Raw genomic sequence first — 16,552 nt, forward strand, 5'->3', positions numbered from 1 at the left:
GTGAGGCGGGTGAGTGTTCAGGCGGGGCCTGGCCGCGACTGAAACAGGTGCAGGGCGATGAGGTAGCTGAGGGTTCAACTGACGTATAGAGGGGCATCGTCCATGGCAAAGGCACAACGCATCATCGGCTTTCTGGGGCGGTTCTCAGGCATGGGCGAGTCGCGCAGGTCGCGCAAGCTCAGCTCGGAGGAGATCAGGCTTGTCGAGCAGTACCGTGAGCTGTCGGAGAGTGACCGCATCGCCATGCGCTACCTGGTGGATGCGATGCGCAGCATTTCGCGGTTTTGAGCGTGTCACATGACCCTGCCTGCATCGCTGCAGGCAGGGCTTGGCGTGTTTAGCCCACTTCCCCCACCGCGCGATACGCCTCGTCAATCGCGGCATGGGCGTAGGCGCTCCAGGCTGCGTCCGAGTTGGCGATGCTGACGTGGCCGACCGGCTGGCGGGCCAGGTTCATCAGTTTCTCGCTCTCATCGGCGTCGTCGAACAGGCTGTTGGAGAAGTACGCGTAGCCGTGTGACCAGCGGTTGACGGTGATGTCGAGGATGTCGGTCTGGTGGTTGAAGCCACCTGGGCCGAGCATGCGTTGCAACTGGTCGCGCAACTGGGCTTCGAGGACTTCGAAGGACTGCCCGTACAGGCGACCACGGCCGGCGCGTGCCTGGTCGCGGGCGTTCATGCCGCTGTTGGGGCTGGTGGGCACGTAGACCATGTGCAGGCCGATGGGCTGGGTTGGGTCCTTCGGATGCTCGTAGCCGCCCATGCTCACGGGGTAGTCGAGTTTGATCCGGCTGTATGGTTGGGTCGCGGCGTAGATCTCGTGGACCCCCAGCTTCTGGAACGACTGCCAGTTGCGAATCACCACCTTGGTGTACACCAGCGGGAACTTGACGTTCTGGCTCAGGGCGTGGGCTTGCTCGGTCGACAGGTCACGCAACAGATAAGGAATTATCATGTTGTAGCAGGCCATGATGCAGCGCTTGCCGCGTACCTGGCTCAGTTGTCCGCCACGGCTGTAGCCGATGTGCACGCCGTCGCCGACGTTGCGCACGCTGACCGCGGTGCTGTTGAGGCGAATGCGTACCGGGGTCTTGGGCTGGTCGAGCTTGGCGTAGTTGAACGGCGCCAGGACGATGTCGTCCATGGTGTGCCCAGGGGCCACGGCCGGGATCAGGCTGCGCACCAGCAGGCGGGCCAGCGAGGCGTTGCCGTCGGGGAAGTGGTAGATGTAGGGCTCTTCCATTTCCGCCTTGGATTCTTCGTTGATCGGATCCAGGTTCATCGCGCCAAAGCCGGGGAAGCCGACGTTGTAGGCGTCATACGCCGCCGCGGCGTCGATGCTCAGGGCCATGAAGTCGTTGGTGCGGCTCTGGAAGTATTTCACCGCCTGCTCCGACAGACCGACGTCCTTGAGCAGGAAGTCGCGGTAGCTGGTGGTTTCCAGGTACGCGGTCTTTTCTTCGGTGGACTTGCCCGCCAGGTAGTCCTTGGGCGCTTTGTGCACGGCGATCAGCGCCTGGCGATCGGCGGGCGACAGCGGGAAATCGTTGATGAAGTCTTCGATGGCGCGGGCGTGCAGTTGGTCCGGGGCGATGTCGTCAGCCACCATCGGCGTCGGGTCGCCCGTTACCAGTTTGTCTTCGCCGAAGTTTTCTTTGTCGAAGAACACCGCGCGCGACAGGCCCAGGCCAGGGTAGAACTGGCGGTCGAATGCGGTTTCAAAGCGCTTGGTCTGTACCCCGAGCTTTTTCAGCAGGCCATTGACCTCGTCACTGAACAAGTGATTGGGCGACTGGAAGGCTTCGCTGCCGCCGTAGCCGAGGATCATGCGCCCGCCGGCGGAGAACTCGTTGCGCTTGGCGTGGCCGCCGAAGTCGTCGTGGTTGTCCAGGATCAGGATGCGCGCCTTGGGGTGTTTCTCACGGTAGAACCAGGCGGCCGATAGACCGCTCAAGCCCGCGCCCACCACCACCAGGTCGTACTCTTCGGTGATCGGCAGTTTGTCGGTGTCGAAGACCTTCTTTTCCCAGCCCATCTGGTGCGCCAACTCGAACGAGCCGACGTGGCTGCCGCGCAGGCCGGTGAGGGCAGGTGGGTAGTAGCGACCGTCGGGTGCGGCCTGGAGGATCTGTAGCGGGGTCATGCCAGCGGCAATGGTGATAGCGACGCCATTGAGAAAGTCGCGGCGTGTAATGTCCATGTTCAATCCTTGTTTATCGTTTAAATCGCCCTGACTCGCGGGTGCGGGCCAGGGCGCTGTCGTTACCGGCTGACTTTCCAGGCATCGCCTGCAGGCGCGGTGCCGTGGTCATACGGTTTGCCCAGCCACATGTAGAGCAGGCCCAGGCCAATGACGATGGCCGTGCTCAGCACCATCGCGTAGTTGATGTACCACGGCGCGTCCGGCGTGCGCGGCCAGGCCATGTTGATGATCGCCGCCACGCCATAGACCAGCGCGCCGATGTTCACCGGCAGGCCCCAGGCGCCCAGGGTGAACTTGCCGCTGGGTTTCCAGCCGCGAGCGCGGGCGTAGAGGGCGGCCAGCACGATCATCTGGAATGCCAGGTAAATGCCGATGGCGGCAAAGCTGACGATGGTCGCGACGGCATCTTGCAGGAAGAACCCGAGGGCGATGATCAAGCCTGGCAGGACACCGGCCACGAACAACGCCGCGACCGGCACCTGGGTGTTGGGCGAGATGCGCTTGAGCAGGCCGCTGCCGATGACCATCTCGTCACGGGCGTAGGAATACAGCAGGCGACTCGCGGCGGCTTGCAGGCTGATGACGCAGGAGATGAAGGAAATCATCACCACGCCCATCACCATTTTCGAGCCGACCGGGCCAAAGGCATTGTTGAGGATGGTGGTGACCGGGTCCTTGTCGGTGCCATCGATCACCGCTTGCATGTCCGGGACCGCCAGGATCAGCGCCAGGCAGGCAAACATCGCCGCGATCCCGCCGATGTAGATGGTCATGCGCATGGCCACCGGAATCTTCTTGCTCGGGTTCGGAGTCTCTTCGGCCACGTCGCCGCAGGCCTCGAAGCCGTAGTACAGGAACATCCCCGCCAGCGAGGCGGTCAGGAAGGCCGGCAGGTAGGAACCGTCGACGCTGATATCAAAGGTGTTGAACAGCACGCTGAGCGGCTGGTGGCGCTCGAAGACCAGCAGGTACACGCCGACGATCACCGCGCCGACCAGTTCACAGAGGAAGCCGAACATGGCGATGCGTGCCAGCACCTTGGTGCCGCTCAGGTTGACCAGGGTGGCGAACAGCGTCAGCACCAGGGCAATGATGATGTTGGTGTTGTTGCTCGGTTCAAAGCCCAGCATGGCCGCCAGGTAAGGGCCGGCACCGACCGCCACGGCGGCGATGGTCACGCACAGGGCGATGGAATAGATCCAGCCGACCATCCACGCCCAGCGCTTGCCCACCAAGCGACGGGCCCACGGGTAGACGCCGCCGGAAATCGGGAATTGGGACACCACTTCACCGAAAATCAGGCACACCAGCATCTGGCCGCAACCGACCAGCAAGTACGCCCAGAACATCGGCGGGCCACCGGCGGCCAGGCACAGGCCGAACAGGGTATACACCCCGACCACGGGCGAGAGGTAGGTGAAGCCCAGGGCGAAGTTTTCCCACAGGCTCATGCTGCGATTGAAGTTGGACGAGTAGCCCAGTTTGCGTAGTTGCTCGGCATCGCTGTCGGCGACGGTGGCAGCGAGATCAGGTGATGCACTCATGGCGTTGATACTCCGGAAAATCGGCAGATTTCGGATGTCCGAAGCCGTGGCGCAGGCGCAAAGGCCTCGCCCGGATCGGTGTTGTTTTAGGTGGTGCCTGGGTGGTGCCTGGTGACGGTGTCTGCCTTGATACCGAGGTGACGCGTTTCGCGAGCAGGCTCGCTCCCACATGTATTGCGGTGAACCCGTGGGACAAACCAGCCCCCACATGTATTACGACAATCCCGTGGGCGCGAGCCTGCTCGCGAAGAGGGCAGCACAGTCAACCTGGATGCTGTCTGACCTGACGCCTTCGCGGGCAAGCCTGCTCCCACAGGGATCGCGGTGAATCTGTGGGAGCGAGCCTGCTCGCGAAGAGGGCAGCACAGTCAACCTGGATGCTGTCTGACCTGACGTCTTCGCGGGCAAACCCGCTCCCACAGGGGTCGCGGTGAATCTGTGGGAGCGAGCCTGCTCGCGAAGAGGGCAGCACAGTCAACCTGGATGCTGTCTGACCTGACGCCTTCGCGGGCAAGCCTGCTCCCACAGGGATCGCGGTGAATCTGTGGGAGCGAGCCTGCTCGCGAAGAGGGCAGCACAGTCAACCTGGATGCTGTCTGACCTGACGCCTTCGCGGGCAAACCCGCTCCCACGGGGATCGCGGTGAATCTGTGGGAGTGAGCCGGCTGGCGCTTAGTGCTTGAACATCACATGCCGCACAAAGGTGTAGTCCTCAAGGCCATACATGGACATGTCCTTGCCATAGCCGGAGAGTTTCTGCCCGCCGTGAGGCATTTCGCTGACCAGCATGAAGTGGGTGTTGACCCAGGTGCAGCCGTACTGCAAGCGAGCCGACAGGCGATGGGCGCGGCCGACGTCGGCGGTCCACACCGAAGAGGCGAGGCCGTAGTCCGAGTCGTTGGCCCAGGCCAGTACTTGCGCTTCGTCGCTGAATTTGGTCACCGACACCACCGGCCCGAACACTTCGCGACGGACGATCTCGTCGTCCTGCAGGGCATCGGCCAGTACGGTGGGCTCGAAGAAGAAACCATTGCCTTCCACGGCCTTGCCGCCGGTGATCAGGCGAATGTGCTTCTGCGCCACGGCGCGCTCGACGAAGCCGGCTACGCGGTCGCGGTGCTGGGCGGTGATCAGCGGGCCCAGCTCGGTGGCCGGGTCATCCTGCAAGCCGTACTTGATGCTGCTCACGGCGGCACCGAGCTTCTCGACGAATTTCTCGTAGATCCCGGCCTGGGCGTAGATGCGGCAGGCAGCGGTGCAGTCCTGGCCGGCGTTGTAGAAACCGAAGGTGCGGATGCCTTCCACGGCGGCGTCGATGTCGGCGTCGTCGAAGATGATCACCGGGGCCTTGCCACCCAGCTCCATATGCATGCGCTTGACGGTGTCGGCGGTGCTGGAAATGATGTTCGAACCGGTGGCGATGGAGCCGGTCAGCGACACCATGCGCACTTTCGGATGGGTCACCAGCGGGCTACCCACGGTTGGCCCACGGCCGAACACCAGGTTGAGTACGCCAGCCGGGAGGATTTCAGCTGCAATCTCGGCCAGGCGCAGGGCGGTCAGCGGGGTTTGTTCCGACGGCTTGAGCACCACGGTGTTGCCGGCGGCCAGGGCCGGGGCGATTTTCCAGGCAACCATCATCAGCGGGTAGTTCCACGGCGCGATGGAGGCAATTACGCCCACCGGGTCGCGACGGATCATCGAGGTGTGGCCCGGCAGGTACTCGCCACCGGCCATGCCGCTCATGCAACGGCTGGCACCGGCGAAGAAGCGGAACACGTCGGCAATCGCCGGGATCTCATCGTTCAGCGCGGCGCTCAGGGGCTTGCCGCAGTTGTCCGATTCGAGCTTGGCCAGTTCCTCGGCATTGGCTTCGATGGCGTCGGCCAGCTTGAGCAGCAACTGCGAGCGGTCCTTGGGGGCGGTCTGCGACCAGCTGTCGAAGGCCGCATCGGCCGCGCGCACGGCCGCGTCGACCTGGGCTTCGCTGGCTTCGTTGATTTCCACCAGCACGCGGCCCAGGGACGGGTTGAAAACGGCTTGGGCCGGGCCTTCGCCGTCGACCAGTTGGCCATTGATCAGAAGTTTGGTTTGCATGGCATTGTCCTCGTTGAATCTTTTATTTTTCTGTCAGAACCGGATCCCTGTGGGAGCGGGCTTGCCCGCGAAGAGGCCGGCTCAGTCAACATTGATGTCGGCTGACACACCGCTTTCGCGGGCAAGCCCGCTCCCACAGGGAAATTCATCGTCAGTTAGCGTTACTTCCCACCACTGCCCGCCACACTCTCGCCGCCGCGCGTCAGGTAGTACGCACCGAGGATCGGCAGCATGGTCACCATCATCACCAGCATCGCGACCACGTTGGTCACCGGCACGTCGCGTGGACGGCTGAGCTGATTGAGCAACCACAGCGGCAGGGTGCGCTCGTGGCCGGCGGTGAAGGTGGTGACGATGATTTCGTCGAACGACAGGGCAAACGCCAGCATGCCGCCGGCCAACAGTGCCGAGCCCAGGCTTGGCAGCATGATGTAGCGGAAGGTCTGCCAGCCGTCGGCGCCAAGGTCCATCGAGGCTTCGATCAGGCTGTGGGACGTGCGCCGCAGGCGAGCGATGACGTTGTTGTAGACGATCACCACACAGAAGGTCGCGTGACCGACGATGATCGTGAACATCCCCGGCTCAATGCCGAAAGTCTTGAACGTCGCCAGCAAGGCGATACCGGTGATGATCCCCGGCAACGCAATCGGCAGGATCAACATCAACGAAATACCCTGCTTGCCGAAGAAGTCGCGGCGGTACAGCGCGGCCGAGGCCAGGGTGCCGAGGACCATGGCGATCAGGGTGGCGATGGCGGCGATCTGTGCCGACAGCTTGATCGCTTCCAGTACGTCGGGACGCGAGAACGCCACGCTGAACCACTTCAAGGTGAAGCCCTTGGGCGGAAAGCTGAACGCGGCCTCTTCGGTGTTGAAGGCGTACAGGAAGATGATCAGGATCGGGAAGTGCAAGAACACCAACCCGCCCCAGGCTGCGATGCGCAGACCCAGTGAAGCTTTCTCAGAGTGCATCGAAGGCCCCCAGGCGTTTGACGATGGTCAGGTAGATGGCGATCAGTACGATCGGCACCAGGGTGAAAGCGGCGGCCATGGGCATGTTGCCGATGGCGCCTTGTTGGGCGTAGACCATGCTGCCGACGAAGTAGCCCGGTGGGCCCACCAGTTGCGGCACGATGAAGTCGCCCAGGGTCAGGGAGAAGGTGAAGATCGAACCGGCGGCGATGCCCGGGATCGACAGCGGCAGGATCACTTGCATGAAGGTCTGGCGCGGCTTGGCGCCGAGGTCAGCCGAGGCTTGCAGCAGGGAGGGCGGCAGGCGCTCCAGCGAGGCCTGGATCGGCAGGATCATGAACGGCAGCCAGATGTAGACGAACACCATGAAGCGGCCCAGGTGCGAGGTCGACAAGGTGCTGCCGCCCACGCCCGGGATGCCGAGCACGAACTGCAACAGCGGTTCCAGGCCCAGGTGCTGGACGAACCACTGCGCCACGCCGCCCTTGGCCAGCAGCAAGGTCCAGGCGTAGGCCTTGACGATGTAGCTGGCCCACATCGGCATCATCACCGCGATGTAGAAGAACGCCTTGGTCTTGCCCGTGGTGTAGCGCGCCATGTAGTAGGCAATCGGGAACGCGACGATGGCGCTGGCGATCGACACGACGATGGCCATGCTCAGGGTGCGCAGGATGATGTCGAAGTTGGACGGCTGGAACAGCGCCGCGAAGTTCGCCAGGGTCAGGTCGGGGGTGACCGCCATGGTGAAGTCATCGAAGGTGTAGAAGCCTTGCCACAACAGGTTGAGCAACGAGCCGAGGTAGATCGCGCCGAACCAGATCAGCGGCGGCACCAGCAGCATCGACAGGTACAGGTTGGGTCGGCGATACAGCAGGTTGGAGAACCTGCGCAGCGGCGAGCCGCCCGAGGTTGCTTGAGAGAGAGCCACGGTGTTCATCTCAGACCCCGCTCGCAACGGTGTCGTGCAGCGGGGTCATCGCCTCGCGCGCCCAGCGTGCGGTGATGCGCTGCCCGGTCTGGTGCTGGGCACTGGTGTCCAGCCACTGGTTGTTGGCCTGGCTGATGTTCAGGGTCTGGCCGTTCTCAAGCTTCAACTCGTAGCGGGTGGCGCTGCCCTGGTACTGGATGTCGTGCAGCAGGCCGCTGACTTCGATCTCGTGGCTGGCCAGCGGGCCTTCGGCGAAACGCACATGCTCCGGGCGAATCGAGAATGGCTGCGCAGCGCCGCTCAGTTTCTGCGCCAGCTCGCCGCGGATCACGTTGGAGGTGCCGACGAATTCGGCGACGAAGGTGGTGGCCGGCTTCATGTACAGGTTGCGTGGCGTGTCGACCTGCTCGATCCGACCTTTGTTGAACACGGCCACGCGGTCGGACATCGACAGCGCTTCCGTCTGGTCGTGGGTGACGAAGATGAAGGTGATGCCCAGCTGGCGCTGGAGCTTCTTCAGCTCGCTCTGCATTTGTTCGCGCAGCTTCAAATCGAGGGCGCCGAGCGGCTCATCGAGCAGCAACACCCGTGGACGATTGACCAGGGCACGGGCCAGGGCCACGCGCTGACGCTGGCCACCGGACAGTTGCACCGGCTTGCGGTCGCCATAGCCGCCGAGGGCGACCATGCCCAGGGCTTCTTCGGCGCGGCTTTGGCGTTCGGCCTTGCCGACGCCCTTGACCTTCAGGCCGTAGGCGACGTTGTCGCGTACGTTCATGTGCGGGAACAGCGCGTAATCCTGGAACACGGTGTTCACGTCACGCTGATAGGGCGGCAGGCCAGCGGCCTCCTCGCCATGAATGCGGATGGACCCGGCGCTCGGTTGTTCAAAACCGGCGATCAGGCGCAAGCAGGTGGTTTTGCCCGAGCCGGAGGGGCCGAGCATGGAAAAGAACTCGCCGTCCTGGATGTCGATGGAAACCCGGTCTACGGCTTTCACTTCGCCGAATAGACGGGAAACGTTGGTGAACTGGACTGCAAGTGTCATGGTGCGGTGCTCCAAAAAGGCAAGGGTCGTCACAGCGGCCCTGCCTGGACTTCTGAGAAAACGATTAGCAACTGTCTATAAAGTCGGGCGCGATAGCGCCGGCGACGGTGATCAACCGTGGGCGCGAGCCTGCTCGCGAAGAAGGCGTGTCAGTCGAGATCAATGTTGACTGGCATGCCGCTTTCGCGAGCGGGCTCGCTCCCACAGGGGGGGTACTTAACGACCGCCCATGATCGCGATGTAGTCCTGGGTCCAGCGGCTGTACGGCACGAACTTGCCGCCTTCAGCTTGTGGAGTCTTCCAGAAGGCGATCTTCTCGAACTGGTCGAAGCCGTTGGTCTTGCAACCCTCGGCGCCCAGCAGTTCGCTTTCCTTACAGGCAGCAGGCACGGCTGGCAGCGAGCCGAACCAGGCGGCTACGTCACCCTGGACCTTGGGTTGCAGCGACCAGTCCATCCACTTGTAGGCGCAACTTGGGTGCTTGGCCTCGGCGTGCAACATGGTGGTGTCGGCCCAGCCGGTGGCGCCTTCTTTCGGGATGGTGGAAGCGATCGGCTGCTTCTCGTTCATCAGGCCGTTGACCTGATACGGCCAGGCGCTGGAGGCAACCACGCCTTCGTTCTTGAAGTCGCTCATTTGCACGGTGGTGTCGTGCCAGTAGCGGTGGATCAGCGGCTGCTGGGTGCGCAACAGGTCGAGCACGGCCTTGTACTGCTCCTCAGTCAGCTCGAATGGGCTCTGGATCCCCAGTTCCGGCTTGGCGGTCTTGAGGTACAGCGCGGCGTCGGCGATGTAGATCGGACCGTCGTAGGCCTGCACGCGGCCTTTGTTCGGCTTGCCGTCAGGCAGGTTCTGCGGGTCGAACACCACGTTCCAGCTGGTCGGCGCGGTCTTGAACACGTTGGTGTTGTACATCAGCACGTTCGGGCCCCACTGGTACGGGGTGCCGTAGGCTTGCTTGTTGACCACGTACCAAGGGGCATCCTTGAGGCGCGGGTCGAGGTTCTTCCAGTTCGGAATCAGCGACGTGTTGATCGGTTGCACACGCTTGCCGACGATCAGGCGCAACGAGGCATCGCCGGAGGCGGTGACCAGGTCGTAGCCGCCCTTGGCCATCAGGCTGACCATTTCATCGGAGGTGGCGGCGGTCTTGACGTTGACCTTGCAGCCGGTTTCTTTCTCGAAACCGGTCACCCAATCGTAGGCCTTGTCGCTTTCGCCACGTTCGATGTAGCCAGGCCAGGCCACGATGTCCAGTTGGCCCTCGCCGGGGCCAATTGCCTTGAGCGGTTCGGCGGCCTGAATACTGACACTGGCCAGCAGCGCGGTGGTGATTGCACTGAGCAGTGCGGTCTTGTGCACGAACATGGGGTTTCCCTCTTCTTTAATTATGGTCGGGGCAGTGGGTTGAATAGGTGAAGCAGGCCTTTTCGGCTTGTTATTGGCGTCTTGCAGCTTAGTTGCGTTATTCCAGGTCATTGCCGTGGCGCGCCATAATGTGTCGCACCACGCTGTAGTCCTGCAGCGAATCGCTGGACAGGTCCTTGCCATAGCCCGAGCGTTTCAAACCGCCGTGGGGCATTTCGCTGACCAGCATGAAATGGCTGTTGATCCAGGTGCAGCCGTACTGCAAGCGCGACGCCACCTGCATGGCCTTGTCCAGGTTCTGGGTCCAGACCGACGAGGCCAGGCCGTACTCCGAGTCGTTGGCCCAGTCCACGGCTTGGGACAGTTCATCGAAGCGGGTCACGGTGACCACCGGGCCAAACACTTCGCGCTGGACGATTTCATCGTTCTGCTTGCAGCCGGCCAGCAAGGTCGGCTGGTAGTAGAAGCCGGCGCCGGAATGCACGGCGGCGCCGGTGACGCGTTCGATATGCGGCTGGCCGAGGGCGCGCTCGACGAAGCTGGCCACGCGGTCGCGCTGGCGGGTGCTGATCAGCGGGCCGATCTCGTTGTCGGCGTCACGCTTGCCGGCAAAGCGCAGGCTGCTGACGGCCGCGCCGAGGTCGGCGACCAATTTGTCGTGAATTCCGGCTTGCGCGTAGATCCGGCAGGCGGCGGTGCAGTCTTGCCCGGCGTTGTAGTAACCGTAGCTGCGCACGCCTTCGATCACGGCCTTGAGGTCGGCGTCGTTGCAGACGATCACCGGCGCCTTGCCGCCCAGTTCCAGGTGGGTGCGCTTGAGGGTCTTGGACGCGGCCTGGAGAATCTTCTGCCCGGTGACGATGTCGCCGGTCAGCGACACCATGCGCACTTTCGGGTGGCTGACCAGGTGGCTGCCCACGCTTTCGCCGCCGCCGCAGATGATATTGATCACCCCGCGCGGGAGGATCTCGGCCAACAGCGGCGCCAGGGCCAGGATCGACAGCGGGGTGTGTTCGGACGGCTTGAACACCAGGGTGTTACCGGCGGCCAGGGCCGGGGCGATTTTCCAGGCGGCCATCATGATCGGGTAGTTCCACGGCGCAATCGAGGCGACGACGCCGATGGGGTCGCGCCGCACCATGCTGGTGTAGCCGGGCATGTATTCGCCGCTGAGCTGGCCAGTCTGGCAGCGCACGGCGCCGGCGAAGAAACGGAACACGTCGACCGTTGCGTTGAGGTCGTCCTGGCGTGCCAGATGCAGCGGCTTGCCACAGTTCAGCGCTTCCAGGCGGGCCAGCAGGTCGGCGTGCTTGGCGATGGCGTTGGCAATTTCCAGCAGGATGTTCGAGCGCTGCTGTGGCGTGGTGCGCGACCAGCCGGCAAAGGCGTGGTGGGCCGCGAGGATGGCCGCTTCGACTTGTTCGTTGCTGGCTTCGGCAATGTGGGTCAGCACTTCACCGGTGGCCGGATTGATGATGGGCTCGGCAATGCCTTGGCCTGTGACCAATTCACCATTGATCAGCAGTGCGGTGGACAAGGGGGTCTGTGCGCCAGCCATCTTACGGATTCTCTTTTGTTGTGTGGTCATGGTGCTCCCTGCAACTGGGGCCCCGACCGTCTTATATAGATGTGTAAAGACTAGTGGTGGGGCTTGAGGACGACAAATGCTAAATACTGAATGTAGCGTTCGATTAAATAGATGGCTTGCGTCCGCCGGGCGGTTGCTCGCGGGCAACGGTCAGGAATGGGTCCACCAATGCCGGCCGCGCGGTGCCACGGCGCCAGGCCAGGCCGACGTCGAGCGTCTGGCTGAGGTCGGCGATGGGCCGTGCCTCGATGATGTCGCCTTCCAGTGACCAGGGGCGGTACGTCATGTCCGGCTGGATCGACACCCCCAGGCCCGCCGCTACCAGGCTGCGCACCGCTTCGGTGGAGGCGGTGCGCAAGGTGATGCGCGGTTGCAGGGAGGCGGCTTGCCACATGCGCAGGGCATTGCGGTCCATTTCATCGACGTTCAACTGGATCAGCGGCTCGCGCGCGACATCTGCCAGGTTGATGCTGTCGCGCTCCAGCAGCGGGTGCTGGGCCGGCAGCCACAGGCGATGGGGCGAGTGGGTCAGGACTTCGGTTTGCAGGGCGTGGCGATCTTCGAGGTTGGAGAGGATTAGCACCCCGACATCGATTTCGCCGCTGACCAGCAAGTGCTCGATGTATGGCCGCTCGTCCTCCATCACCCGCAGTTCGACGTTGGGGTAGGCGCGCTGGAAGCGGGTGAGCAGGTCGGCGAGGTAGTAGCCGGCCACCAGGCTGGTCACGCCAATGATCAGTTGGCCGGCCACCTGGTCGGTGCTCTGCTGCAGGCTGCGCTTGGCGTTGTCGACGGTGGCCAGGATCAAGTGCGCCTGGCGCAGGAACTGGTGGCCCTGGTGGGTCAGGGTCATGCCCTTGGCGTGGCGGTTGAACAGGTTGACCCCGATCTCCTGCTCAAGCTGCTGGATCGCCAGGGTCAGGGTGGACTGGGAGATATACACCGCCTGGGCGGCGGCCGAGATCGAGCCCGTTTCGGCGACGGCGATGAAATGGCGAATCTGACGCAGGGTCATCATGGTGAAAGTACCCGGTGGGCTGTTTTTTTAGATTTGTAACAGTGTATATCGTTTAAATCGAATGGGGCGGGCGCATGTGCGTATTTTTGACTATGGGCCGAACGGGGTCGGCCCATCAGGAGGGGGTTGGGTGCGGGGCGTTTCGTCGCGTGAACAGGCCCAGGCACACCGCGGCGAAGGTGGCGGTGAACACGAGGACTGCGGGAAGTGACTGGCTCGGCGTCTCGATCAACTCAGTCAGCAGATTAGTTGGCGTCCGGTATCACCGCGCCTGTTTGATCGTAGACGGTGTAGACGTCATCGTCCTCGCCATTGGCGGTGACAAAGGTATAGCGGGCGGTTTCGCCATCTTTCGCGGTGGTAGAGCTGCGCAGGTCGCCGGCAAATGCAGCGACAGACTGGTTGTCAGGCGCAATCAGCCGATAAACACCGGCCTCGGCAGCCAGGGCGGTGCCTCCTGAAAAGGTGCCGGCATCGTCATACATGAAGGGGATGACCCGTTTTCCCTGGGTGTCGATATAGCCAAACAGGTCATCGCTGCCTTTGACGGCAGCCAGTCCGTTGGAGAATGGCTTTAGTTGCTCATAGCTACTCAGGTCCAGCGGGGCGGTCTGTCCGTCTCGTTGGATATAGAAGTTACGGTCTTTGATATCGGTTACGAGCAGCAAGCCATCTTTGCCGAAGGTGTCGTATATCTCCGAGTAGGGTTCAAGGTTGAGGCGTTTTCCGTCGAGGTTGTAAATGTCGTAGTTGCTGTAGAGGTAATTGCCATCACCGTCCATGGCCTGTGTCTCTCTGGATTTCAGCGCTTTGGCGGAACGAATCCTGCTGTTGACAATGACGATGCCATTGTCGGTTTCCATCTCGTAAAACTCACCGCTGAGAATGAGTTGCCGATCACTGAGTCGATAGACCTCGCGGTGCGGGACGTCGCTGCCTTTTCGTTTGCTGTAGTTGAGCGTCGTGATGAACGGGTCGTTGACTTCAATGTTGTAATACTTCAACGGCAAGATGATTTCATGGGTCTTGATGTCTACAAGTCCCTTTACCAGGTTGTCACTCGGGTCTTTGTTGATCACCAGAAAGCGATTCTGATGCAGCTCGGCATTCATGATGTGAAAGGGTTGCAGCGTGAAGGTCTGAACGGCGCGATCCAGCAAGTAGATACGGCTGTCGCCCTTGGCATCGGAGATGTCGTAGTAGTCATCGGCGACTTGATGAAGGCGGGGGTAAGCCGGCTTGATCAGCCACTGCCCTTGCTCATCAATGAGGCCGTAGAGGTCGAGGTGCTCGTCCACGGCGACGGTCAATCCATTGGCGTAGCTGTGTTGGGTCTTGGTGATGCTGAAGGTGTGGGTGCGCTGCCGTGAGCTGGGCTTGAGGTACACGATGACGGACGTCGGGTTGCCGCTGAATTGATAAGAGGCCAGGGTTTCAGGTGGGTGTTCTTTGGCGATCGCCTCTTTTGAAGGAGCGTTGTCGATGTAGTAACTGGCCAGCTGTTTCTTATCGCTGATCGTTCCGTCGTCTATTCGTTGAACCGTCGTCATCAGGAACGCGTTGAGCTGTTCAATGTAGTACGCGTCGTTGGTGTATGACGACTGGCCATTCAACTTCAGCGCTTTACCTTGCGCATTGAACGCTTGCACGTTCAATAACGTGTCAGCGTCGCCGGCGGGCAGTGTCAGGGTGACTTCACCCGCGTTGATGGATTGCAGCGCGATACCGGCCTGGCGGTCCTTGGATGGCTCAGTAAAGGTCAGTGGTTTGACGGTGCCGGGCAACGTGTAAGTGGCCGCCAGATCAACGGACACGATGCGCTTGTTGGCGTTGACGATGACCGAGTCAGCATCGTCGGTTGTCTTCGGGCTCATTGAGGAGCCGTCTTTGAAGTGGACTAATGTGGTCTCGATTTGTACCGGGGCATATTGATATTCGTCATACCCAGGGGCTATCACGTTGAAGCCGTACTCGCGAAAGTCGCTCTGTACATAAGAGAAGCTGCCGACGATTTTCTGCCCAAAGGCCAGCGAGTCTAAATGTTGATCGAACTTGGCCTGGATCTCCGCGGCGCTGGGCGGGATGAAGGGTTCGACCTCTTGATCGTCGCGCTCATCTGACGCGGTGGCGGACAGGCGCAGGCTGGCGAGGCTGGACACGTCGTCCAGTGACGCGATCTGTTCGCTGAGCATGTCTTTTATCTGTGCCAGGGTTTTGTCCCCCAGTTCGCTTTCCAGTTCATCCTTCATGACCTGGTTGGCGGCGAGCCTGGCTTCACGTTCAACCTTCGAGGCGTGGGTCTGGAGGTAGATGACTAACAAACCAATCGAGCAGAGTGCGCCCAGAAGCAGCCATAAGTATTTGGGCTTGATGGACGCTCTAACGTTATCGGTAATCATGGGTAATCCCTTACAAGTCTAATACGGCGGCGTCATCAGGGCAGTTCGCTGCCGTTTCAGACGGTTTGGAGAGGTTGTCTACGCATTCCATCGCTTTAATCAGCAATGAGCGCTCGCTCAGCCTGGTGAGTTCGGCCTGCGCCTTCTGCGATCCGTTCGCGGCGGCCTGCTCATACCCATACATACCTTTTTAGTGCAACGCTGTTCACTTAAGGGCGTCCCGATAGTGAAGAAACCCCCGTGGCGAGCGAGCTGTTTGAGTGTCGAGCATTACCTTTTTAGTGGGCGTGTCTGGCGTGTGTGTCGTGGCCATTCACAGTCGACTTAACGTGAAGTCGGCAGGGTAGCAGCGCCGTTCACAAAGGTATCTAAGATGTTTGCGAAACCTTATCGGTGAAGCCCGGGCCGGATGACGTTTGGCGTCGCGGCAATCCGTGGCAGGGTGCGCAGCCATGCTCCGCAACATCTGGAAGCAGTCTGGCCAATGGGCGCGTGGCACTTTAGATCTAGGCTGGTGGCCTTATTTATTGGTGTAACGTCATTTTTCCGGAGGCCGCACATGAATACCCGTGGTTTGCTCGATCAACTACTCAAGTCCGGACAGGACCTGCTGCAGAACAAGGCCGGTGGCGCGCAGCGCAACACTCAAGGTCACGACAAGGGCGCCCTGGGCGGCTTGTTGGGGGGTGGGGCCGGCGGATTGGGCGGCTTGCTGTCCGGGGCCGGTGGTGGTGCCTTGGCCGCTGGCGCCATGGGCCTGTTGCTCGGGAGCAAGAAGGCCCGCAAGGTCGGTGGCAAGGTGGCGGTCTACGGTGGCCTCGCGGCCCTGGGCGTGATGGCCTACAAGGCGTATGGCAACTGGCAGGCCCAACAGGGCACGGCGCCCCGGACTGAGCCGCAAACCCTCGACCGCTTGCCGCCGGCCCAGGTCGAACAGCACAGCCAGGCGATCCTCAAGGCCCTGGTGGCAGCGGCCAAGGCCGACGGCCATATCGATGAGCGCGAGCGGGCGTTGATCGAAGGCGAGTTCAGCAAGCTGGACAACGACCAGGCGCTGCACCACTGGCTGCACGCCGAACTCAACAAACCCCTAGACCCGGCCGACGTCGCCCGCGCCGCCAGCACCCCGGAAATGGCCGCCGAGATGTACATCGCCAGTGTGATGCTGGTGGATGAAGAGAGCTTCATGGAGAAATCCTACCTCGACGAACTGGCTCGCCAGCTCAAGCTGGAACCGGGCTTGAAGGCCGAGCTGGAGAAACAGGTGCGCCAGGCGCTGGTTTGAACCCAGGCCTCACCGGGTAAGTCCCGCTTATGGGCGCGAGCAGGCGCGCGCCCATAAGCGGTAGAGCGGTGTTCATATTTACTCGGGATGAGACACAGTGCAC

Annotated in this window: 12 protein-coding genes; 2 read left to right on the forward strand and 10 right to left on the reverse strand. The window is 61.9% G+C overall.

Annotated elements, in window-relative coordinates:
• Positions 1–102 precede the first annotated feature (102 nt).
• Positions 103–288 carry a hypothetical protein gene (locus BMW74_RS00995; RefSeq protein ID WP_093412271.1) on the forward strand — a complete coding sequence of 62 codons (186 nt, stop codon included), beginning with the start codon at positions 103–105 and terminating at the stop codon, positions 286–288.
• Positions 289–337: 49 nt separating this feature from the next.
• Here BMW74_RS00995 and BMW74_RS01000 read toward each other — a convergent pair whose 3' ends face one another.
• The 10 genes from BMW74_RS01000 to BMW74_RS24515 all read right to left on the reverse strand — a co-directional run bounded on the left by BMW74_RS01000 (position 338) and on the right by BMW74_RS24515 (position 15,164).
• Entirely contained in the window at positions 338–2,200 is a 1,863-nt protein-coding gene (locus BMW74_RS01000; protein ID WP_093412273.1) for an NAD(P)-binding protein, read from the reverse strand.
• Between the two features lie 62 nt (positions 2,201–2,262).
• A complete protein-coding gene (locus tag BMW74_RS01005; protein WP_093412275.1) occupies positions 2,263–3,747 on the reverse strand; it encodes an APC family permease in 1,485 nt (494 codons plus the stop codon).
• A gap of 672 nt (positions 3,748–4,419) precedes the next feature.
• Entirely contained in the window at positions 4,420–5,844 is a 1,425-nt protein-coding gene (locus BMW74_RS01010) for a gamma-aminobutyraldehyde dehydrogenase (RefSeq protein WP_093412277.1), read from the reverse strand.
• Positions 5,845–6,005: 161 nt separating this feature from the next.
• Complete coding sequence (locus BMW74_RS01015) at positions 6,006–6,815, reverse strand: ABC transporter permease (protein WP_093412279.1); 810 nt, start codon at positions 6,813–6,815, stop codon at positions 6,006–6,008.
• Positions 6,805–7,752: an ABC transporter permease gene (locus tag BMW74_RS01020; protein WP_093412281.1), complete on the reverse strand. Its 948-nt coding sequence runs from the start codon at positions 7,750–7,752 to the stop codon at positions 6,805–6,807. The genes BMW74_RS01015 and BMW74_RS01020 overlap by 11 nt, the downstream gene beginning before the upstream one ends.
• Before the next feature lies 1 nt (position 7,753).
• Complete coding sequence (locus BMW74_RS01025) at positions 7,754–8,791, reverse strand: ABC transporter ATP-binding protein (protein ID WP_093412283.1); 1,038 nt, start codon at positions 8,789–8,791, stop codon at positions 7,754–7,756.
• 216 nt (positions 8,792–9,007) lie between these two features.
• Positions 9,008–10,159, reverse strand: coding sequence for a putative ABC transporter substrate-binding protein YdcS (gene ydcS, locus BMW74_RS01030; protein WP_093412285.1), 1,152 nt, complete (start codon positions 10,157–10,159; stop codon positions 9,008–9,010).
• Positions 10,160–10,256: 97 nt separating this feature from the next.
• Positions 10,257–11,747: a gamma-aminobutyraldehyde dehydrogenase gene (locus BMW74_RS01035; protein WP_093412287.1), complete on the reverse strand. Its 1,491-nt coding sequence runs from the start codon at positions 11,745–11,747 to the stop codon at positions 10,257–10,259.
• A gap of 103 nt (positions 11,748–11,850) precedes the next feature.
• Positions 11,851–12,765: a LysR family transcriptional regulator gene (locus tag BMW74_RS01040; protein WP_093412289.1), complete on the reverse strand. Its 915-nt coding sequence runs from the start codon at positions 12,763–12,765 to the stop codon at positions 11,851–11,853.
• 245 nt (positions 12,766–13,010) lie between these two features.
• Positions 13,011–15,164 (reverse strand): WG repeat-containing protein, encoded by a 2,154-nt coding sequence (locus tag BMW74_RS24515; protein WP_139208351.1) that lies wholly within the window; start codon positions 15,162–15,164, stop codon positions 13,011–13,013.
• Between the two features lie 559 nt (positions 15,165–15,723).
• Between BMW74_RS24515 and BMW74_RS01050 the strand changes: the two genes are divergently transcribed.
• Positions 15,724–16,449 (forward strand): tellurite resistance TerB family protein, encoded by a 726-nt coding sequence (locus BMW74_RS01050; RefSeq protein ID WP_093412292.1) that lies wholly within the window; start codon positions 15,724–15,726, stop codon positions 16,447–16,449.
• Positions 16,450–16,552 lie beyond the last annotated feature (103 nt).

This window comes from Pseudomonas sp. ok272 (assembly GCF_900109995.1).
Taxonomy (GTDB): Bacteria; Pseudomonadota; Gammaproteobacteria; order Pseudomonadales; family Pseudomonadaceae; genus Aquipseudomonas.